19 protein-coding genes are annotated in these 20,869 nt (G+C 70.1%); 8 read left to right on the top strand and 11 right to left on the bottom strand.

Going from position 1 to position 20,869, the window contains the following annotated elements:
- Window positions 1-3: 3 nt before the first annotated feature.
- Window positions 4-1,170: an HpcH/HpaI aldolase/citrate lyase family protein gene (locus PYR72_RS33525; RefSeq protein ID WP_275458763.1), complete on the bottom strand. Its 1,167-nt coding sequence runs from the start codon at window positions 1,168-1,170 to the stop codon at window positions 4-6.
- A 190-nt stretch (window positions 1,171-1,360) separates the two neighbouring features.
- Between PYR72_RS33525 and PYR72_RS33520 the strand changes: the two genes are divergently transcribed.
- Window positions 1,361-2,185 (top strand): TerD family protein, encoded by an 825-nt coding sequence (locus tag PYR72_RS33520; RefSeq protein WP_275458762.1) that lies wholly within the window; start codon window positions 1,361-1,363, stop codon window positions 2,183-2,185.
- 12 nt (window positions 2,186-2,197) lie between these two features.
- Here PYR72_RS33520 and PYR72_RS33515 read toward each other — a convergent pair whose 3' ends face one another.
- From PYR72_RS33515 to PYR72_RS33490, 6 genes are all read right to left on the bottom strand, one after another.
- Window positions 2,198-2,938, bottom strand: a complete 741-nt coding sequence (locus PYR72_RS33515; protein ID WP_275458761.1) for a Tellurium resistance — start codon at window positions 2,936-2,938, stop codon at window positions 2,198-2,200.
- A 109-nt stretch (window positions 2,939-3,047) separates the two neighbouring features.
- A complete protein-coding gene (locus tag PYR72_RS33510; protein WP_275458760.1) occupies window positions 3,048-4,193 on the bottom strand; it encodes a DUF475 domain-containing protein in 1,146 nt (381 codons plus the stop codon).
- Window positions 4,194-4,318: 125 nt separating this feature from the next.
- On the bottom strand, window positions 4,319-4,894 hold the full coding sequence (locus tag PYR72_RS33505; protein ID WP_005478759.1) for a TerD family protein: 576 nt from the start codon (window positions 4,892-4,894) through the stop codon (window positions 4,319-4,321).
- Window positions 4,895-5,162: 268 nt separating this feature from the next.
- Window positions 5,163-5,738, bottom strand: coding sequence for a calcium homeostasis/redox stress adaptation protein (locus PYR72_RS33500; protein ID WP_275458759.1), 576 nt, complete (start codon window positions 5,736-5,738; stop codon window positions 5,163-5,165).
- 115 nt (window positions 5,739-5,853) lie between these two features.
- Window positions 5,854-6,312: a peroxiredoxin gene (locus tag PYR72_RS33495; protein ID WP_275460590.1), complete on the bottom strand. Its 459-nt coding sequence runs from the start codon at window positions 6,310-6,312 to the stop codon at window positions 5,854-5,856.
- A 116-nt stretch (window positions 6,313-6,428) separates the two neighbouring features.
- On the bottom strand, window positions 6,429-6,863 hold the full coding sequence (locus tag PYR72_RS33490) for a DUF3052 domain-containing protein (protein WP_275458758.1): 435 nt from the start codon (window positions 6,861-6,863) through the stop codon (window positions 6,429-6,431).
- Window positions 6,864-7,277: 414 nt separating this feature from the next.
- On the opposite strand from PYR72_RS33490, the gene aceE reads away from it, so the two are divergent.
- Window positions 7,278-10,025, top strand: coding sequence for a pyruvate dehydrogenase (acetyl-transferring), homodimeric type (aceE, locus tag PYR72_RS33485; protein WP_275458757.1), 2,748 nt, complete (start codon window positions 7,278-7,280; stop codon window positions 10,023-10,025).
- Window positions 10,026-10,096: 71 nt separating this feature from the next.
- Window positions 10,097-10,858 carry a potassium channel family protein gene (locus PYR72_RS33480; protein WP_275458756.1) on the top strand — a complete coding sequence of 254 codons (762 nt, stop codon included), beginning with the start codon at window positions 10,097-10,099 and terminating at the stop codon, window positions 10,856-10,858.
- Window positions 10,859-11,064: 206 nt separating this feature from the next.
- Here the strand turns inward: PYR72_RS33480 and PYR72_RS33475 are convergent, their stop codons facing one another.
- Both PYR72_RS33475 and PYR72_RS33470 read right to left on the bottom strand, forming a co-directional pair.
- The gene (locus PYR72_RS33475; RefSeq protein WP_275458755.1) at window positions 11,065-11,370 is read right to left on the bottom strand and encodes a small hydrophobic protein; all 306 of its coding nucleotides are present in this window, start codon (window positions 11,368-11,370) and stop codon (window positions 11,065-11,067) included.
- Between the two features lie 284 nt (window positions 11,371-11,654).
- Window positions 11,655-13,280: an MFS transporter gene (locus tag PYR72_RS33470; RefSeq protein WP_275458754.1), complete on the bottom strand. Its 1,626-nt coding sequence runs from the start codon at window positions 13,278-13,280 to the stop codon at window positions 11,655-11,657.
- A gap of 100 nt (window positions 13,281-13,380) precedes the next feature.
- Between PYR72_RS33470 and PYR72_RS33465 the strand changes: the two genes are divergently transcribed.
- The 3 genes from PYR72_RS33465 (at window position 13,381) to PYR72_RS33455 (ending at window position 16,312) form a co-directional block, all read left to right on the top strand.
- Window positions 13,381-14,043, top strand: a complete 663-nt coding sequence (locus tag PYR72_RS33465; protein WP_275458753.1) for a TetR family transcriptional regulator — start codon at window positions 13,381-13,383, stop codon at window positions 14,041-14,043.
- Window positions 14,044-14,167: 124 nt separating this feature from the next.
- Window positions 14,168-15,376, top strand: a complete 1,209-nt coding sequence (locus PYR72_RS33460; RefSeq protein ID WP_275458752.1) for an alpha/beta hydrolase — start codon at window positions 14,168-14,170, stop codon at window positions 15,374-15,376.
- A gap of 75 nt (window positions 15,377-15,451) precedes the next feature.
- Window positions 15,452-16,312, top strand: a complete 861-nt coding sequence (locus PYR72_RS33455) for a DUF4429 domain-containing protein (protein WP_275458751.1) — start codon at window positions 15,452-15,454, stop codon at window positions 16,310-16,312.
- A gap of 60 nt (window positions 16,313-16,372) precedes the next feature.
- On the opposite strand, the gene PYR72_RS33450 is transcribed toward PYR72_RS33455, so the two are convergent.
- Together PYR72_RS33450 and PYR72_RS33445 are read right to left on the bottom strand one after the other, a co-directional pair.
- On the bottom strand, window positions 16,373-17,386 hold the full coding sequence (locus PYR72_RS33450) for an aldo/keto reductase (protein WP_275458750.1): 1,014 nt from the start codon (window positions 17,384-17,386) through the stop codon (window positions 16,373-16,375).
- Complete coding sequence (locus tag PYR72_RS33445) at window positions 17,383-17,877, bottom strand: MerR family transcriptional regulator (RefSeq protein ID WP_275458749.1); 495 nt, start codon at window positions 17,875-17,877, stop codon at window positions 17,383-17,385. Before PYR72_RS33445 ends, PYR72_RS33450 begins: the two co-directional genes overlap by 4 nt.
- Before the next feature lie 197 nt (window positions 17,878-18,074).
- Between PYR72_RS33445 and PYR72_RS33440 the strand changes: the two genes are divergently transcribed.
- Together PYR72_RS33440 and PYR72_RS33435 are read left to right on the top strand one after the other, a co-directional pair.
- A complete protein-coding gene (locus PYR72_RS33440; protein WP_275458748.1) occupies window positions 18,075-18,902 on the top strand; it encodes a serine hydrolase domain-containing protein in 828 nt (275 codons plus the stop codon).
- A gap of 124 nt (window positions 18,903-19,026) precedes the next feature.
- On the top strand, window positions 19,027-20,868 hold the full coding sequence (locus PYR72_RS33435) for a serine/threonine-protein kinase (RefSeq protein ID WP_275458747.1): 1,842 nt from the start codon (window positions 19,027-19,029) through the stop codon (window positions 20,866-20,868).
- Window position 20,869 lies beyond the last annotated feature (1 nt).

Raw genomic sequence — 20,869 nt, 5'->3', positions numbered from 1 at the left:
CGGTCAGTCGGGCAGGCCCGCGGCCAGCAGGTCCACGAACCCGATGTCCTCGTTGGCGACGCCGAACACCTCGGCACGCTGCAGAACCCTTTCTGCCCAGGCGCGGTGCGGTTTGACCTCGTTCATCTTGTTCCGGGACGCGGACCGCAGGACACCGCCCCCGTGCCGGTCGGGCCGCACGATGTCCTGGGCGTCGTGGAACTCCTCGTGGCTGACCACGGACAGCGCGTGCACGGGCAGCACGTGCGAGGGGTGGATGCAGGTCTTGCCGAGCAGCCCGTTGGCCTGGTCCAGGGAGATCTCGCGCAGCAGACCGTCCAGCGCGTGCTCGATGAGCGACTCCCGCAGCTCCCCGGCCCGGTTCGCCAGGAAGGGGCTGGTGCGCAGCTGCGGCTTGAACATGCGCTCCTGTACTCGAAAGTACTCCCACACCGGCCCGGTCACCGTGAATCCGGTGCCGTCGGCCCGTCCGAGCACGTTCACCACGTCCGCGATCACGGAGGCGACGATCTGAACGTCGTAGGCGGTCATGTCGGGGGCCCGGCGCAGGGCGTAGGAGGAGCAGAAGTCGGTGACGCCGAGGCGCAGCGCGAGGACCCGGTCGCGGTACTTGTCGACGGTGTGGGCGATGCCCTGGAGCGCCTCTACGCGCGTCTCCCTGTACATCAGTTCCGGCGACTCCAGCACCGGCATGCCGAACAGCCGCCGGCCGCTCGTGGCCTCGGCGGCGGTGAGCGCCTCCAGGAACGCGACACCCCGCTCCTCGGTGAACTTGGGGAAGACGAACCCCGACAGCAGGCGCGCGGCCGGGCCGAAGCGGCGCACCAAGTCGGGTATCTGCTCGGGGAGGCGGACCCGGATGAACAGCAGCGGAAGGTCCGCATCCGGCCGCTCGGCGAGGTCGGCGAACTGGCGGACGAGATTCTCCTCGGCGCCCGGGACCTCCGCGTCGCCGATGGAGTCCTCCAGGCACAGCACCATGGAGACCACACCGCGTCCGGCCTGCTTGACGACGTCGTCGGCCAGCCGTTCCCGGGTGGCCGGGCTGTAGAGCGTGGCACCGAGCGCGGCGGCGAGGACCCGGGCCGGGGAGTCGGCGTCGAAGGCTTCCGGCTCCCGGTAGAAGAGACGCTGGCGCTGCTCAGGGGCGATGTGCCCGAAATGACGCATGTGGTTCCCCCGTGGCTGCTGGGCGTCCGGTCACGATCGTGGCCGGTAATAGTACGTACAAATGTGTGACATCAGTTCCCACCGGGCGTGAAGTTCTGGTAACCCGGCCATGTCGGGCGCTGAACGTTTCCACCGGCGGTTCGCCGCCCCCGCGTTGTCGTGATCAGGACCGAGAGGGCAGGATGACCGCATGACGCACGCGATGCTGAAGGGGTCGAACATCCCGATCGAAGCCACGGCGGTCCGCGCCGTGCTGCGCTGGGCGCCCGGGCAGGGCGTCCCGGTGGTCGACGCCTCGGCGCTGCTCCTCGGCCCCGACGGCCGCGTACGGTCCGACGAGGACTTCGTCTTCTACAACCAGCCCCGTCACCCCTCCGGCAAGGTGTGGCGGCTCGGCCAGAAGCGGGTGGCCGAGGGCCCCACCGACACCATCCAGACCGACCTGGCCGGTGTCGAGTCCGCCGTCGGCCAGATTCTCCTGGTGGCCTCCGCGGGGGACGTCACCTTCGACCGCGTACCGTCCCTGCGCATCCTGCTGTACGACGCCACGGTCGCGGACGCCGAACCGCTGGCGTACTTCGACGTCAAGCCCGAGACCGGCGAGGAGACCGCCCTGATCTGCGGCGAGCTGTACCGCCGCGGGGGCGGCTGGAAGTTCCGCGCCCTCGGCGAGGGGTACGTCAACGGCCTGGAGGGCCTCGCCACCAACTTCGGCATCATGGTCGACGAGTCGACCGCCGCCGGGGCCGACCAGAACGCCACCGCGCGGACCCCGTCCCCCGAGACCTCCGCGCCGCTGCCCCCCGAGCGGCCCCCGGCCGGCGTCCCGGCCCAGCCCGGGTACGGCTACCCCCCGGCGGCCGTCACGCAGCAGTCCGGCTACGGCTATCCGCACCCCCAGCCGACCCCGGCCACCACCAACGGCCCGGCGTACGGCTACCCCCAGCCCACGGCGGCGGCCCTGGACCCCGACTTCCGCCTGCCGCCGCAGGGACCGCAGTTCATCGGCCGCTGAGGAGCGGGGGCGTCAGGATCGCTCGGCCTTGCTCTTGTATCCCCGCCCCCACTGCAGCCCCCACCCGTACAGGCGGTCGAGTTCGGCCTGGAAGCCGTAGACGAACTTCACCTCCCGGCGCACGGTGATCTCCCCCTTGACGTTCTCGATCATCACCACGGCGCACGACCGGGCCTGCGGGTGCCGCTCGTCGAGACCTATCTCGATCCGCGGGCCGTTGCTGGGGTACAGGGTCACGATCGCGTGCGTACGGTCGAACGCGGGCGTCTGGTCGTAGATGTAGACGAACACCAGCATCCGCCGGAACGCCTCACGGTGGTCCAGGTTGATGTACATCGTCTCGCCGGACCCCGACCCGAACCGGTCGTCCCCGCTGAGCCGCATGTACGGCGGCTCGTTGATGTCCCCGAGGAAGCCGCCCAGCGGCTGCACGACCCCCTTCGTCCCGTCGGCCAGCTCGTACAGGCAGCCGAGGTCGAGGTCGACGTTCACCATGCTCTGGCTGTGCGCCTGGACCTCCTCCGGCCGGAGCGCCCTGAAGGGGTGCCGCAGCACGCTCTGCCGCTTGGGTCCGCCGATGTCGGAGGTCCGCATCCGCCAGGACAGATTGACGCGCAGATGGCCCGCCGCCGCGTTCTGCTTGGACAGGGACACCTTCTGGTGCCGCTTGGTCAGCTCGATCGCGTTGGTCGCCGCGTTGCCCGCGTCGAACTCCGAGGCCCGCCCCCGCCAGAGGTTGTCCAGGAAACTCATGCCCGCCCCACACCCGCCGTCTCGTCGCGTCAACCACCAGCGGGGCGGCCGACGAGGACGCATCCTCGTCGGCCGCCCCGCTCAGAGCCTGCCCTCACCCCACGGGTGGTCACACCCCGGAGGAGACCTCCGCCTTGTCGGCGGCGTCAGCTTTTCCCTCTTCGGCCGCCAGCGCCTTGTTGCGGCGCACGGAGGACCAGAACGACCAGCCGATCAGGACGACACCGATGAGACCGGTGATGATCTCGTTGATCTCGTACTGGATGGTGATGAGGAGGATCGCCGCCAGGGCGCCGATCGCGTAGTGGGCGCCGTGCTCCAGGTAGACGTAGTCGTCGAGGGTGCCCTGGCGGACCAGGTACACGGTCAGCGACCGGACGTACATCGCGCCGATGCCGAGGCCCAGCGCCATCAGGACGATGTCGTTGGTGATGGCGAAGGCGCCGATGACACCGTCGAAGGAGAAGGACGCGTCCAGGACCTCCAGGTAGAGGAACATGAAGAACGCGGCCTTGCCCGCGAGGGCGACGGCCGAGCGCGGCTTGCCGGCACGCGCGGCCTCCTCCTCGGCCTCGTGCTCGCGCTCCTCCTCTTCCTCCAGGCGGTTCTCGAAGAAGCTGGAGAGGCCGCCGACGATGAGATAGGTGATGAGACCGGCGAGCCCGGAGATCAGGACGGTCTGGGCCTTGTCGACGTGGGTGCCGCCGTGCTGGTGGGCGTGGGTCGCGAAGGTCATCGAGGTGATCAGCAGGACGATCATCGCGATGCAGGCCGACAGCATGTCGATCTTGCCCAGCTTGGCCAGCGGGCGCTCCAGCCAGCCCAGCCACTTGATGTCCCGGTCCTCGAAGATGAAGTCCAGGAAGATCATCAGCAGGAACATGCCGCCGAAGGCCGCGATCGACGGGTGCGCGTCGGTCACGTACTGCTGGTACTGGTCCTTGTCGGTCAGCGCCAGGTCGACGGCCTCGATCGGCCCCAGTTTGGCGCTGATGGCGACGATGACGACGGGGAAGACCAGCCGCATGCCGAAGACCGCGATCAGGATGCCGATGGTGAGGAAGATCTTCTGCCAGAAGGCATTCATCTTCTTCAGGATTCCGGCGTTGACCACCGCGTTGTCGAACGACAGCGAGATCTCCAGGATCGACAGGATCGCGACGAGCCCGAGGGCCGTCCATCCGTCGTAGAGAACCGCTGCTACCAAGCCGAGCGCGGTGACCGCGAACGACCAGCCGAAGGTTTTCAGAACCACTGGCTACCCAATCGTGTGTGTACGGGGTTCCCCCGCGCCGCGCGCGGCTTTGCGAAACTTTGAACCCGAAGTGTAGTCGGGCACCCCGCCTACCCCACACGGCCCCGGTTTTTGCGCATAAAGCGCTACGACACGTTCACGCCGAAGTCGAGTGCGATGCCCCGAAGACCGGACGCGTACCCCTGCCCCACCGCCCGGAACTTCCATTCCCCGCCATACCGGTAGACCTCACCGAAGATCATCGCGGTCTCGGTGGAAGCGTCCTCGGAAAGGTCGTAACGAGCGAGTTCCTGACCGTCCGCCTGGTTGACGACACGGATGAACGCATTGCTGACCTGGCCGAACGCCTGGCCGCGGTTCTCGGCGTCATGGATGGAGACCGGAAAGACGATCTTGTCGACGGTGACCGGCACCCGGGAGAGGTCGATGATCAGCGACTCGTCGTCGCCGTCACCCTCACCGGTGAGGTTGTCCCCGGTGTGCTCGACCGAGCCGTCGGGGCTCTTGAGGTTGTTGTAGAAGACGAACCACTCGTCGCCCAGCACCCGGCCGCCCTGGCACAGCAGGGCGCTGGCGTCGAGGTCGAAAGGTGCTCCGGTGGTGGTTCTGACGTCCCAGCCGAGACCGACCAACACGTGCGTGAGGTTCGGCGCGGCCTTGGAGAGGGAGACATTGCCTCCCTTGGCGAGTGTGACGCCCATGGTGCTGGTCCTCCCCGATTTTCGAGCTTCAGTGGCTCAACTGTTCAGTTGTGTGCGTACGCGCCGGTGGGGTGCGTACGCGCGGACCGCCCGCCCCCGTCGTACGAGCGCGTCCGGCGCCCCCGTCGTACGAGCGCGTCCGGCGCCCCCGTCGTACGAGCGCGTCCGGCGCCCCCGTCGTACGAGCGCGTCCGGCGCCGCCGTCGGTGACGACAGCGGCGCCGGACGTGGTGAGTCGGCAGGTCCAGGGGGCTACTTCCCCCGTGACTCAGACGTTCACACCGAAGTCCTGGGCGATGCCGCGCAGACCCGAGGCGTAGCCCTGGCCGATGGCGCGGAACTTCCACTCGGCGCCGTGCCGGTACAGCTCGCCGAAGACCATGGCCGTCTCGGTGGAGGCGTCCTCGGAGAGGTCGTAGCGGGCGATCTCCGCCTCGCCGGCCTGGTTCACCACGCGGATGAAGGCGTTGCGGACCTGGCCGAAGGACTGCTGGCGGTTCTCGGCGTCGTAGATCGAGACCGGGAAGACGATCTTCTCGATCTCGGCCGGGACGGTCGCGAGGTTGACCTTGATCTGCTCGTCGTCGCCCTCGCCCTCACCGGTGAGGTTGTCACCGGTGTGCTCGACCGAGCCGTCCGGGCTCTTGAGGTTGTTGAAGAAGACGAAGTTGGCGTCGCTGCTGACCTTGCCCGACGCGTCCAGCAGCAGGGCACTGGCGTCCAGGTCGAAGTCGGTACCGGTCGTGGTGCGAATGTCCCACCCCAGTCCGATGATGACCGCGGTCAGGCCCGGCGCCTCCTTGGTCAGCGATACGTTGCCGCCCTTGCTGAGGCTGACTCCCACGAAGTCCTCCGTTGTGGTCTCAGGGGCGCGAAACCCCTGCATTGCGTTGGTGTCGGATCAACGTGTCGATCCTAGTGACGGGTTCCCGATCCCCGTAGGGCTTGGAACCGAAGAATCACAGGGTGTCGAGGGCCGCGAGGTACTCGTTCAGGTCGCGGGCGTCCGGCAGGGAGTTCACGACCGACCAGCGGACGACGCCCTCCTTGTCGATGATGAACGTGCCGCGCACCGCGCAGCCCTTGTCCGCGTCGAACACGCCGTACGCCCGGGACACCTCGCCGTGCGGCCAGAAGTCCGACAGCAGCGGGTACTCCAGGCCCTCCTGCTCGGCGAAGACCCGCAGCGTGTGGATGGAGTCGTTCGACACGGCCAGCAGCTGCACGTCGTCGTTCACGAACTTCGGCAGGTTGTCCCGCAGCTCGCACAGCTCGCCGGTGCACACGCCGGTGAACGCGAACGGGTAGAAGAGGACCACCACGTTCTTCTCGCCGCGGAAGTCCGCGAGCCGCACGGTGGCCCCGTGGTTGTCCTTCAGCTCGAAGTCGGGTGCCTTGTCGCCGACCTGGATCGCCATGATGTTCCTGAGTCCCTTCATGGACCGTTCGGGTGGCCCAGCCTACGCAGGGGAAACACCGCGCCCCCGGAGGGGTGGGCCCGAGGGGCCTCGCTCCGGGGGCGCGGGTCACGTCACTACTTCTTCTTCGCCGCCTTGGGCGTCACCAGCCGGCTGCCACTCCAGTCCTTGCCGACACTGACGCTCTTCGACGCGGACAGCCCCGCGGTCGTCGCGGCTTCGGAGATGTCGCTGGGCTCCACATAGCCGTCCCGCCCGGTCTTGGGCGTCAGCAGCAGGATCGAGCCGCCTTCCTCGATGTACGTGGTGGCGTCCACCAGTACGTCGGTCAGGTCGCCGTCGTCGTCTCGGAACCACAGCACGACGGCATCGGCCACGTCGTCGTAGTCCTCGTCGACGAGCTCACTGCCCACGACTTCCTCGATGGACTCGCGGAGCTCCTGGTCGACGTCGTCGTCGTAGCCGATCTCCTGGACCACCTGCTCGGGCTGGAACCCCAGCCTCGCGGCAGGGTTCGTCCGCTCCTCCGCGTGGTCCGCGGTCGCGCTCACGGGTTGCCTCCTGATCATGTTCGGGTGGGGTCGCCCCCTGGGGAATGAGCCACGCGCGTGCGCGAAGCAATGGCCGTAGTCCACACGGGCGGGACCGATCGCGCAAGTACCCAGCCTTCCAGACCGCCGAAACGGTGACGATCCGGGCCGTGTCACCGCAACTCCCTGCGGCGATTCACCGCCTCACGTGACGCACGCCACACCGTTCTGCCCGTTTTGCGCATTCGGCAACCATCCGGGGGTACGAGCATCGAATACCTTTACTACCTTTGTCGAGCGGGCGACCACCCTGGTTACTTCTCGGTAGAGGTGACGTATACGTCCTTGAGGTACACGATGGGGGGCGGTGCAGGCACCTAGAGAACACCCTTGCAGAACCCCTGAAGAGCGGCCCTCTGACAGCTAAGGAACAGCGTGGCTTCCGGATCCGATCGCAATCCGATCATCATTGGCGGCCTTCCGAGTCAGGTCCCTGACTTCGATCCCGAGGAGACCCAGGAGTGGCTCGACTCGCTCGACGCCGCCGTGGACGAGCGCGGCCGTGAGCGCGCGCGCTACCTGATGCTCCGGCTCATCGAGCGGGCCCGTGAGAAGCGCGTGGCCGTGCCCGAGATGCGCAGCACGGACTACGTCAACACCATCCCCACCAAGGCCGAACCGTTCTTCCCGGGCAACGAGGAGATCGAGCGGAAGATCCTCAACGCGACCCGGTGGAACGCCGCCGTGATGGTGTCGCGCGCCCAGCGGCCCGGTATCGGCGTCGGCGGCCACATCGCGACCTTCGCGTCCTCCGCCTCCCTCTACGACGTGGGCTTCAACCACTTCTTCCGCGGCAAGGAGGAGGGCGACGGCGGCGACCAGATCTTCTTCCAGGGCCACGCCTCCCCCGGCATCTACGCCCGCGCCTACCTCCTGGACCGGCTCGACGACCAGCAGCTGGACGCCTTCCGCCAGGAGAAGTCGAAGGCGCCGTACGGCCTGTCCAGCTACCCGCACCCGCGGCTGATGCCGGACTTCTGGGAGTTCCCGACCGTCTCGATGGGCCTGGGCCCGCTGGGCGCGATCTTCCAGGCGCGGATGAACCGGTACATGGAGGGCCGCGGCATCGCGGACACCTCCAAGTCCCATGTGTGGGCGTTCCTCGGCGACGGCGAGATGGACGAGCCGGAGTCCCTCGGCCAGCTCACGCTCGCCGCCCGTGAGGGCCTCGACAACCTGACCTTCGTGGTCAACTGCAACCTCCAGCGCCTCGACGGCCCGGTGCGCGGCAACGGCAAGGTCATCCAGGAGCTGGAGTCGGTCTTCCGGGGCGCCGGCTGGAACGTCATCAAGCTGGTCTGGGACCGCTCCTGGGACCCGCTGCTCGCCCAGGACCGCGACGGTGTGCTGGTCAACCGGATGAACACCACGCCGGACGGCCAGTACCAGACGTACGCCACCGAGACCGGCTCGTACATCCGGGACCACTTCTTCGGTGACGACCACCGGCTGCGCGCGATGGTCGAGAACATGACCGACGACCAGATCCTGCACCTGGGCCGCGGCGGTCACGACCACCGCAAGATCTACGCGGCGTACAAGGCGGCCTACGAGCACAAGGGCCAGCCGACGGTCATCCTGGCGAAGACGGTCAAGGGGTGGACGCTGGGCCCGAACTTCGAGGGCCGCAACGCCACGCACCAGATGAAGAAGCTGACGGTCGCCGACCTCAAGGGCTTCCGCGACCGCCTCCACCTGCCCATCTCCGACAAGGAGCTGGAGTCCGGCGCTCCGCCGTACTACCACCCCGGGCGGGACTCGGAGGAGATCCAGTACATGCACGACCGCCGCAAGGGACTCGGCGGGTACGTCCCGACGCGTGTCGTGCGCGCGAAGCCGCTGCCGCTGCCCGCGGACAAGACGTACGCGAGTGTGAAGAAGGGTTCCGGTCAGCAGTCGATCGCCACCACCATGGCGTTCGTGCGTCTGCTGAAGGACCTCATGCGGGACAAGGAGATCGGCAAGCGGTTCGTGCTGATCGCCCCCGACGAGTACCGCACCTTCGGCATGGACTCGTTCTTCCCGAGCGCGAAGATCTACAACCCGCTCGGCCAGCAGTACGAGGCCGTCGACCGTGATCTGCTGCTCGCGTACAAGGAGTCGCCGACGGGCCAGATGCTGCACGACGGCATCTCGGAGGCGGGCTGCACGGCCTCCCTCATCGCGGCCGGTTCGGCGTACGCCACCCACGGCGAGCCGCTCATCCCGGTCTACGTCTTCTACTCGATGTTCGGTTTCCAGCGCACCGGCGACCAGTTCTGGCAGATGTCCGACCAGCTGGCGCGCGGCTTCGTCCTGGGCGCGACGGCCGGCCGTACGACGCTGACCGGTGAGGGCCTGCAGCACGCGGACGGCCACTCGCAGCTGCTGGCGTCCACCAACCCCGGCTGTGTCGCCTACGACCCGGCGTTCGGGTTCGAGATCGCGCACATCGTGAAGGACGGTCTGCGCCGGATGTACGGCGAGACCGCGGACGGCAAGCCGGGCGAGGACGTCTTCTACTACCTCACCGTCTACAACGAGCCGATCCAGCACCCGGCCGAGCCGGCGGACGTGGACGTGGAGGGCATCCTCCAGGGCATCCACCGCTACCGGGCCGGCGAGGAGGGGTCGATCCCCGCGCAGATCATCGCCTCCGGTGTGGCGGTCCCGTGGGCCGTCGAGGCGCAGCGGATCCTCGCCGCCGACTGGAACGTGAAGGCGGACGTCTGGTCGGCGACCTCCTGGAACGAGCTGCGCCGCGAGGCCGTCGAGGTGGAGCGGCACAACCTGCTGCACCCCGAGGAGGAGCAGCGCGTCCCGTACGTGACGAGGAAGCTGAGCGGCGCCGAGGGGCCGTTCGTGGCCGTCTCGGACTGGATGCGCTCGGTGCCGGACCAGATCTCGCGGTGGGTGCCGGGCACCTACCAGTCGCTGGGCGCGGACGGCTTCGGCTTCGCGGACACGCGGGGCGCGGCCCGGCGCTTCTTCCACATCGACGCGCAGTCGATCGTGGTCGCGGTGCTGACCGAGCTGGCGCGTGAGGGCAAGGTCGACCGCTCGCTGCTGAAGCAGGCCATCGACCGGTACCAGCTGCTCGACGTGGCGGCGGCGGACCCGGGTGCCGCGGGAGGCGACGCATAGCATCCGCTTCCCGGTCAAGGGGTGGTGAACCGGTGGGTTCACCACCCCTTCACGTTTTCTACTATGCGCCCATGAAGCAGCGAACGGTCCCGGCGCAGATCCGGTGGGAGCAGCACACTCAGCGGCCGCTGTTCGTTCTGGCGGCCGTGTTCGCGGTGGCGTACGCGGTGCCGATCGTCCGGCCCGACGTGAGCACGGACGTCAGGTGGTGGTGCGATCTCGTCGAGTGGGGAGTGTGGGGCGCGTTCGCCCTCGACTACCTCGTGCGGCTCGCGCTCACCGACCGGCGCCGGGAGTTCGTGCGGACGCGGTGGCTGGACCTGGCGGCCGTGGTGCTGCCGATGATCCAGCCGCTGCGGCTGCTGCGGGTGGTGGCGACGCTGCTGCTGGTCGGGCAGCGGGCGCGGATGGCCTCGCAGATAAAGCTCACGACGTACGTCGGCGGCGCGGTGGTCGGGCTGCTGATGTTCGGATCGCTGGCCGTGCTGTCCGTGGAACGGGACGCGCCCGGCGGGAACATCCACACGTTGGACGACGCGGTGTGGTGGTCGTTCACGACGATGACGACCGTGGGGTACGGGGACCACGCGCCGACGACCGGGATGGGGCGGGTGCTGGCCGTCGGGCTGATGCTGTCCGGGATCGCGCTGCTGGGTGTGGTGACGGCGAACATCGCGGCGTGGTTCATAGCGCGGTTCGAGAAGGACGACGCGGAGGAGCGGCGGCAGACCGCGGCGATAGCCGAGCTGGCGGAGGAGGTCCGGCTGTTGCGGGCCGAGGTGGCGTCGTTGAAGTCCGTTCCTGTGCAGGGGGTGCCGGAGCAGCGCCGTTGAGTTCGGGGGCGCGTTGCCGGGTGCGGGTGCGTCGTGGCTGGTCGCGCGGTTCCCCGCGCCCCTGAAAAAGCAGGGGCTGCGCCCCATGCTTTTTCGGCCCTAAGAGCACGGGGCGCAGCCCCTGCTCTTCAGGGGCGCGGGGAACTGCGCGAGAAGCCCCACCGGGCCCGCACCCGACGACGCACCCCGCTTCTCGCTCTCCGCGGTCAGAAGAGGCCGGCCCCGGGCGTCGCCGCGCCGGCGAGCCAGATGATGGCCAGGATCGTGTCGATCGCGCCCAGGACGACCGCGACGACCGCGGGGACGGGGCGGGAGCCGGACCAGGTGCGGTTCATCGCCAGCCAGCCGCAGAGGACCGCCACCGGGCCGAGGACGATGCCCAGCACGAAGAATCCCGCGACCGCGCAGATGACTCCGACGATCCCGAGGGTCGCGCGATCCGGCCCGGTCTGTGACCACGTCCGGCCACGTGCCCGGGGGTGCCTGCGCGTACCGTGTCCGAAGCCCGCCATCGTCATCAACTCCCTGAACCTCGCGGTCAGTTCGCGTACGGAACGACGGGTACCCCTGCTCGGGGGTTGAAACCAGGGGGTGTTGGCGGAGCCGACCGCGCGCGCTGCCCCCCTCCGGCAGCGCGCCGCAGGCCCCGGGTCTCCCCGTCGGCAACGGCCATGCCGTGCGGAGGACTTGACCCACTGTGACCTACGGCGCGCAGAGCGGGAAAGCGATCTTCGGCGCTGTCACCCTGATAGGCGAACACGGGCGCAAACCCGCGCGTGAGGCAGCGGTGGAGCGGTCAGATGTGCGCCGCCCCGGCGCCCGCCTCCGCGTTCTCGCCGCGCTTGGTCAGGAACGCCACGAGGACGGCGACCGCCGCGACCCCGGCGGCCACGAGGGACGCCAGGCCCATGCCGGACATGAACGTGGCGTGCGCGACCGTGGCGATCTTCGCCGCGATCTCCGGCGGGGTGCCCTCGGCGACCGGCGGGACGCCGACCTGGACGGCCTCGGACGCCTGGCCGAGCTGTGCCTCGGTGAGCGGCGGCAGACCGGCGTCCGCCCAGTTGCCCGGGAGGTCGCCGTCGACCTTGGAGGCCATCACGGCACCGAGGACGGCCGTGCCGAGGCTGCCGCCGATCTGCATCGCGGCCTGCTGGAGACCACCGGCGACACCGGACAGCTCCAGGGGGGCGTTGCCGACGATGACCTCGGTGGCGCCGACCATGACCGGGGCGAGGCCGAGGCCGAGGAGCGCGAACCACAGGGACATCACGGCGCTGCCGGTGTCGGTCTCCAGCGTCGACATGCCGTACATGGCGATCGCGGTGAGGGCCATGCCGCCGGCCAGCGGGACACGCGGACCGGCCTTGGTGATCAGCGCGCCGGCCAGCGGCGAGCCGACGATCATCATGCCGGTGAGCGGCAGGAGGTGCAGACCCGCGTCGATCGGGCTCATCCCGTGCACGTTCTGCAGGTAGAACGTCACGAAGAACAGACCGCCCATGAAGGCGATGGCCATGAGGACCATCAGGACGACACCCGCGGACAGGGGGACGGAACGGAAGAGGCCCAGCGGGATCAAGGGCTCCCTCACCTTGGTCTCCCAGAAGGCGAAGAGGCCGAAGCCGACGACGGACGCGGCGACGAAGGTCCAGGTCAGGCCGTCGCCCCAGCCCCACTCGGGAGCCTTGATCAGCGCCCAGACCAGGCAGAACATGGCTCCGGACAGCAGGGCTATGCCGAGGACGTCGAAGGAGCGCGGGGCGTTCTCGGCGCGGTGGTCCAGCAGGATCCAGGCGCCGAGGGCCAGGGCGAGGACGCCGACGGGGACGTTGATCCAGAACACCGACTGCCAGCTGACGTTCTCCACCAGGAAGCCGCCGAGGATCGGGCCGCCCGCGGTGGAGGCGCCGATGACCATGCCCCAGATGCCGATCGCCATGTTCAGCTTCTCGGCGGGGAAGGTGGCCCGGAGCAGGCCGAGCGCGGCCGGCATCAGCAGCGCGCCGAACAGGCCCTGGAAGACACGGAAGGTCACCACGAAGGCGACCGAGTCCGACAGGCCGATGGCCCCGGAGGCGGCGGCGAAGCCGACCACCCCGATGAGGAAGGTCTGGCGGTGGCCGAAGCGGTCGCCCAGCTTGCCCGCGGTGATGAGGGTGACCGCCAGCGCGAGGAAGTACGCGTTGGTGATCCACTGGACCTCGGCGAAACTCGCCTTGAGGTCGTCCGCGATGACCGGGTTGGCGATCGCCACGATGGTGCCGTCGAGGGCGACCATCATGACGCCGACGGCCACGGTGAGGAGGGTGAACCAGGGATGGCCGCGCAGGCCCCGGCCCCGGCCGGTCGACGGGTCCGACGGGACGACCGGCGTGTCGTCCTCCGGTCCCGTCTTGTCGACAGTGGTCTGACTAGTCATACGCGCGAGACTAATGACAGCGACTGACAGTTGACAAACCAATTCACAAGTCGGTAACTGTCACGTCACTCGCCGCAGGCGCGGGTGGAGACGAGGGTTCATGGAGACGGCTGCCACGGCGGCGACGGCGCACGAGCGGCCCGGGCTGCGCGAGCGGAAGAAGCAGCGCACCCACGACGCGCTGCTGCGGGCGGCCCTGGAACTGTTCACCACCCAGGGCTACGAGACGACGACGGTCGACGAGATCGCCGAGGCAGTCGACGTCTCGCAGCGGACCTTCTTCCGTTACTTCGCGGGAAAGGAGGAGGCGGCCCTCGCGGCCCTGGAGCTCACCCAGGCCCACTTCCTGGCCGCCGTGCGCGCCCGCCCGGCGCACGAGGCTCCGCTGGAGGCGATGCGCAACGCCGTGCTGGAGGGCTGGGACGCCATCGGCGAGGCCGTCGACCGGGTCGTCCCCGTCGACCTCTATCTGCGGGCCTACGGCATGATCGAGTCGACGCCCGCACTGCTGGCCGCCCATCTGCGCCGCTCGGACGAGGTCGCGCGGGAGCTGGAGCGGATCGTCGCCGAGCGCGAGGGGCTCGACGTGCACACCGATCCCCGGCCGCGGGTGGCGGTGGCGTTGTTCGGCGGGGTGATGAGGGTCACCGAGCGCAGCTGGGTCCAGGGCGGTGACCTCAGCAAGGAGGCGATGCGCGAACTGACCGCCGCGCATCTGGACGCCGTACGGCCGACGTTGGCCGAAAAGTGGCGTACTGGCTGAAAATCGTGAGGAAGGGCGCCAACGGGATGTTCCGTGCGCAGTGCGCGGAAGGTGTGTGATCGAAACGTGATCCCTCTCACTTGGTTAACGCGAGACCCTTCCGTTCTCTTAGTGTGTCCTTTCAGTGACTTCCTTCGACTCCACCCCGCAACTGAACGTCTGGCGCGCACTGCTGGCGCTGGCCGTGGTTTTCGTGATGCTGGCGACCACCGGCTGGACCGCGATCCGCAGCCACCGTGAGGAGTCGCCGCTGCAGGCGTCGCTCTCCGCGTGGCAGCGCGGGCATCTCGACGGCCGCGAACTGCCGGACGCCGACGCCTCCCCGCACCGCCTGGCGGCCTTCTTCGCCTCGCTCACCGCGCACCAGCGCGACCGGCTCGCCCACCGGTACCCGCTCGCCGTCGGCAACATGGCCGGCGCTCCCGTCGAGCTGCGCTACCGGGCCAACCGTCTCGCGCTGCACCGGCAGAGCGAGCGCGAACGCGCGCGCATGCACGACCAGCGGCTCTCCGAGACCGGCCGGCACGAGGCCGGCCGCCGGATGCACCGCTTCGCCATGCTCGCCGCGAAGAAGCGCGACATCCTCGCCTTCGACCCCGAGGGCAACGGCCGGGTCGCCGAGGTCTTCGGCAACCTCGACACGGCGGAGCGCGTCTCGGTCGTCGTGCCGGGTGTCGACACCAGCATCATCAACTTCCAGCGCACCAACCGCCGGTTCTCCGCCCCCGTCGGCATGGCCGAATCGCTCTACGACGCCGAGCGCTCGGCCGACCCCGCGACGCCCACGGCCGTGATCGCCTGGGCCGACTACACCGCGCCCACCGGCCTCGGCCTCGACTCGGCCACCGCGCTGCGCGCCGAGCAGGGCTCGGTCCGGCTGAACGCGCTGGTGCGCAGTCTGCCCGGGGGCTCCACCGTGGCGCTGGTGTGCCACAGCTACGGCTCGGTGGTCTGCGGGGTCGCCGCTCCGTCGCTGCCGTCCCGGGTCACCGACATCGCGGTCGCCGGCAGCCCGGGCATGCGCGCCGACTCGGTGCGCCAACTGCGGACCGGGGCCCGGGTGTGGGCCATGCGGGACGCCGACGACTGGATCCAGGACGTGCCCTATCTGGAGGTCGGCGGGCTCGGCCACGGCGCCGACCCGGTCTCCTCGGAGTTCGGGGCGCGCATCCTGTCGGCCGCCGACGCCCAGGGCCACAGCGGCTACTTCGAGCCGGGCACGGAGAGTTTGCACAACTTCGCCGAGATCGGCATCGGCGCCTACGCGTCGGTGCGCTGTGCGCGCAAGGACGACTCGTGTCTGGCGGGTCTGTCCGACAGCGCTGCGGCCTGACGCGCGTAGAAAGGGGCAGAAGTGCGGTTCGCCACGGTCGGGACTTCCCCGCGTCGCCCGCATACGATGAGCCGCATGGGTGACGTACTGGCCGGATTGCATGCCGTCTGGGAGTTCGAGTCCGACTCCGTGCTCATCCGCTTCGAACGGGGGATTCGCACGCCGAAGCTCTTCCAGGCGCTCGGTGAGCGGCGCATCCCCCTGGAGGCGATCGGGGAGGTGACGCTGACACCCGGGAAGCGGGGCACCGTCGTGCTGCACGCCGTGCCGCGACCTGGCGCCGATCCGCTGATGGAGGCGGCGGCGGGCCAGCTCAAGGAGGGCTCCGACCCGTACCGGCTGGTGCTGCCGGCCGAGCGGGAGACGCTCGCGGAGTACTACGCCGACGAGCTGCGCGCCCGGCTGACCGGGTCGGGACCGGCCGACCGGTTCCTGGTGGCGGCGCCCGAAGTACCGCTGCAGTTCAAGGCGTACGACGGCAAGGCGTCGTTCGACGGCCGGTCGGTGTCGTTCCGGTGGTTCTGGACGGGCGCGTCCTCCGCGAAGTGGAAGGCCGGCGACCAGAGCTTCCCGGTGAGCGCGCTCAGTGGCGTGGAGTGGCGGTCGCCGGAACTGTTCGAGGGGTATCTGCGCCTGCTGCGACGCGATGCCAACGGCGAGCAGCCGGCCCAGCCGGATCATGATCCGGCCGCCGTCGTGTTCGGGCTGGGGTACGGGCCGGTGCACGAGTCGCTGCCGTTCGCCGCGGCCGTACTGGCGGCGGCGCGGACCGGCGCCGCCGGGCCGGTGGAGCCGGCGGCGGCCTCCGCCGCGCCCAGGCGGGATCCGGCGGACATCGCCGACCGGATCCGGCACCTGGGGGAACTGCACGAGGCGGGCCTGGTCACCGACGAGGAGTTCAGCGTGAAGAAGGCGGAGTTGCTGGCCGAGTTGTAGCCCGCGCTCCCCCGGCCGGGGCGGAGTCCGGCGTTCCTCCAGCCCCGGCCGGGTTCGGCGCTACTCCCTGCCCGCCGACGTGAAGCGCATGTCCGCGTAGCGGTCGCCCGCCACCTGGGCCGCCAGCGGCTCCAGCAGGGCCAAGTCGTCCTCGCCGAGGACGATCCGCGTGGCCGCCGTGTTCTCCTCCACGCGGCCCGGCCTGCGGGTGCCCGGGATGGGGACGACGGGAAGGCCGTGCAGGGGTGCCTGCCTCTGGACCCAGGCCAGGGCGATCTGGCCCGGGGTGGCGTCGTGCGCCTGCGCGACCTTGCGGACCGGGTCCAGCAGGGCCCCGTTGGCGGCGGCGTTGTCGCCGGTGAAGCGGGGCTGGTGGCGGCGGAAGTCGTCCGCGGTGAGGTCCTCGGCCCTGGCGAAGGACCCGGTGAGGAAGCCCCGGCCCAGCGGCGAGTAGGCGACGAGGGTGACACCGAGGTCGCGGGCGGCGGGGACGACGCTCGCCTCGATGTCACGACTGAACAGGGACCACTCGGACTGCAGGGCGGCGATGGGGTGCACGGCGTGGGCCGCGCGGAGTTCGGCGGCCGTGACCTCGCTGAGGCCCAGCTGCCGGACCTTGCCCTCGCGGACCAGCTCCGCCATGACCCCGACGCTTTCCTCGATCGGGACGCGCACGTCACGGCGGTGCATGTAGTAGAGGTCGATCACGTCGACGTCGAGACGGCGCAGGCTGCCCTCGACGGACTCGCGTATGTGGGCCGTGTCGTTGCGGATGATCCGGCCGGTCGGGTCGTCGGGGTCGATCGCCAGACCGAACTTGGTGGCGACGACGACCTCGTCGCGGTGCGCCTTGAAGAAGGGGGAGAGGAAACGCTCGTTCTCCCCGGCGCCGTACGCGTGGGCCGTGTCGTAGAGCGTGACGCCCAGTTCCAGCGCGCGCTCCAGGGTGGCCCGGGACTCCGCCGCGTCGGAGGGGCCGTACGCGAAGCTCATGCCCATGCAGCCGAGGCCCTGGACACCGACCTCGGGGCCGTCCGTGCCGAGCCGTGCCGTCGCGATCCTGCCGTCCGTCATGACGCCCTCTCCGACGCCAGGGCGGGCCCGGCGTCAGCGTAGAAGTTGATCTTTCGGTCGAGCACGCTCAGGGTGTCCTGCAGTTCGGCGATCCGGGACAGGACATCGTCCCGGGTCGACTTGAGCAGGTCGAAGCGCTCGGTGTAGGTGTGGTCGCCCGCGCGCACCAGCTCCGCGTAGCGGACCATGTCGGCGACCGGCATGCCGGTCAGCCGGAGCTTGCCGACGAGGTCGAGCCAGTCGAGGTCGCGGTTGCGGTAGCGGCGCTGGCCGGTGTGGGAACGGTCGATGTGCGGCATGAGCCCGATCCGCTCGTACCAGCGCAGCGTGTGGGCCGTCAGACCGGTGAGGTCGACGACCTCGCTGATCGTGTACCTGTCCCGCCCGTCCGGCCGCCGGGGCTTGGGCGGCGGACCGGCGCAACTGTCGGCACCGGCGGTATCAGTGACACTCGTCGCGCTCGTCGTACTCGTGGTCTCCATCACCGTCATGGCCCCCACGCTAAAACCTTCGAGTGCGCTCCAAGCAAGCGAATAGGGTGAGAAAACACCAGGACATGACGTGAACTCGCTGGCCGGCGTGCGGACATGGGTCCCGGAGCGCTCACCCCCTTCGTGAGGACGGGCCTCCCACGCGGGTCCGACCCCCTTGACGCAGTCGGATCTCCGAGCGGCTTAGGCTCGTGGGCATGTCCTTGCAGAGCCTCGCGCTGATCGAGAACTGGCCCGTCCCCACCGCCGCCGCGGCCGTCGTACGGGCGGACGGCACCGTCCTCGGGACCCATGGTCCCCTCGGCCACCGCTTCCCGCTGGCCTCGGTCACCAAGCCGCTCGCCGCGTACGCCGTGCTGGTCGCGTACGAGGAGGGGGCGATCGAGCTGGACGAGGCGGCGGGCCCGGCGGGGTCGACCGTGCGGCATCTGCTGGCCCACACCTCGGGACTGGCCTTCGACGAGCACCGGGTGACGGCGACGCCCGGGGAGCGGCGGCTGTACTCCAACGCCGGGTTCGAGGTGCTCGGCGACCATGTGGCGAAGGCGGCGGACATGCCGTTCGCGGAGTACGCGCGGCAGGCGGTCCTGGAACCGCTGGGCATGACGTCCACCTCGCTCGACGGCTCCCCGGCGAAGGACGGCGTCTCGACCGTCGACGACCTGGTGCGGTTCGCCGCCGAGGTGCAGGCGCCCCGGCTGCTGGACCCGCGCACGGTCGCGGCGGCGATGACCGTGCAGTACCCGGGCACGAAGGGCGTCCTGCCGGGCTACGGGCACCAGAACCCCAACGACTGGGGGCTCGGCTTCGAGATCCGGGACTCCAAGTCGCCGCACTGGACGGGGACCTCCTCGTCGCCGGGGACGTTCGGGCACTTCGGGCAGTCGGGGACGTTCCTGTGGATCGACCCCGTGGCGGGCCTGGCGTGCGTGGCGCTGACGGACCGGGCGTTCGGGCCGTGGGCGGTGGAGGCGTGGACCCCGTTCACGGACGCTGTGCTCGCCGAGGTCGGGAGAAGTGTCTGATTCGTGAAGGAAGTGACAACTCTTCGACGGAAGGCCCGGGTGTCCCGCCCGACCGGCCCCGGGCGGCGGTCCGTCGGCTAGCCTCCCCCGTGCACATCAGCCGCACAGCTTTCGGGGGAGAACGATGGGCGAGGTTCGCGCGGGCGGGCAGTTCCGGCCGCTGGAGGCCGGTGACCCGACGACCGTGGCGAGTTACCGGCTCGCGGCGCGGCTCGGATCGGGCGGCATGGGCACGGTGTACCTGTCGTACACACCGGGCGGGCACCCCATCGCGCTGAAGACGATCCGGCCCGAGCTGAGCGAGGACCCCGAGTTCCGGCGCCGGTTCGAGCAGGAGGTGCGGGCCGCCCAGCGGGTGCAGGGCCTCTACACCGCCCCCGTCCTCGACCACGACACCGCGGGCGCGCAGCCCTGGCTGGCCACCGCCTACGTCCCCGGCCCGTCGCTGCACGCGGCCGTCGCCGAGCACGGGGCGCTGCCGCTGGACTCGGTCCTGCTGCTGCTCGCCGGGGTCGCGGAGGCGCTGTCGGTCATCCACGGCGCGGGCATCGTGCACCGCGACCTGAAGCCCTCCAACGTGCTGCTCGCCGCCGACGGGCCCCGGGTCATCGACTTCGGCATCGCCCGCGCCGCCGACGCCACCGCCCTCACCGGCACCGGGGTCTCCATCGGGACACCGGCGTTCATGTCGCCGGAGCAGGCGGCCGGGAAGCCGGTCACGCCCGCGTCGGACATCTTCGCGCTCGGCCAGGTCGCCGCGTTCGCGGCCCGCGGGTCCGGCGCGTACGGCGACGGCCCCTCGCACGCCGTGCTCTACCGGATCGTCCACGAGGAGCCCGACCTGAGCGGCCTCGCCGACGAACTCCGGTTCATCGAGCGGTGCCTGGCCAAGGACCCGGCGGACCGCCCCTCCCCCGCCGAGGTCGTCGCACTCTGCCAGGAGGCGTCGCCCGCCCCGCTGGTCCAGTCGGGCTCCTGGCTGCCGGAGGCGATCGGCGCCGACATCACCCGGCGGGTCTCGGCGTCGGCGGAGCTGCTGGCCGCGCGGGACAAGGCCGCGGAGACCGCCGGCTCGGCGACCCTCACCCCGCCGGCCACCGCGCCGGTGACCCAGCTGAGTCAGCCGTCCGTGGACCACGGTGCGCAGACCGTGCACGCGGCCCCGACCATGCACTCCGGGCCGGCGACCCCGCCCCCGCCGGGCCCGCCCTCGGCGCCGTACCCGCAGCCGGGCCCGCACACGGTGCCCACCGGGCACCGGGCGCCGTACCCGCAGCCGGGGGGCTGGCAGCAGCCGTACCCCCAGGGGCATCCGCAGGGGCCTCCCCGTCCGCTGCCGTTGCCTCCGCCGCGCGGCAAGGCCGGCAAGTGGATCGGCATCGGGGTGGCGGCGCTGTTCGGCCTGGGACTGCTCGGGAGCTGCGCCACGCTCGTGAAGGGCCTGACGGATTCGTCGAGCGGCTCTTCCGGCGGTACGTCGGCCGGTACGGGCGGCAGTTCCTCGGGGTCCTCCGGCTCCTCGGAGTCCAAGCCGAAGTCCGACCCGAAGCCGGTGACGTTCAAGGGCGTCAACATCCCCGCCAACTACTACGTGCGCTTCGCGGACACCCCGGCCAAGCCGCTGGACAGCGAGATGGGCGTGTCGTACGAGGACGACGGGGACTTCTACTACTACTCGGACAGCCTGTTCGGCGAGAAGAAGCTGGGCAGCAGCAGCGAGAAGCTCGTGCTGTTGAACAACTCCCAGAAGGGTTCCCTCGCGACCTGCCGCGCCGAGACCCGCTACACGGCCTCCGTCAAGCTCGGCCAGGTCGCCAAGGGCTCCCAGATGTGCGTGCGCACCAACTCCGGGCACATGGGCCTGGTCACCTTCCGGGGCTCGGCCGCGAGCGGCGACCCCAGCGACTACGTCTCCGTGGACATCACGGTGTGGCGCAACGCGGAGGAACCGACCACCGAGAACTGAC

This window comes from Streptomyces sp. VNUA24, assembly GCF_029167005.1.
In the GTDB taxonomy this organism is placed as follows: Bacteria; Actinomycetota; Actinomycetes; order Streptomycetales; family Streptomycetaceae; genus Streptomyces; species Streptomyces scabiei.
Note: the sequence above shows the minus strand (reverse complement) of the source record. Positions and strands in the feature narration are given on the sequence as shown.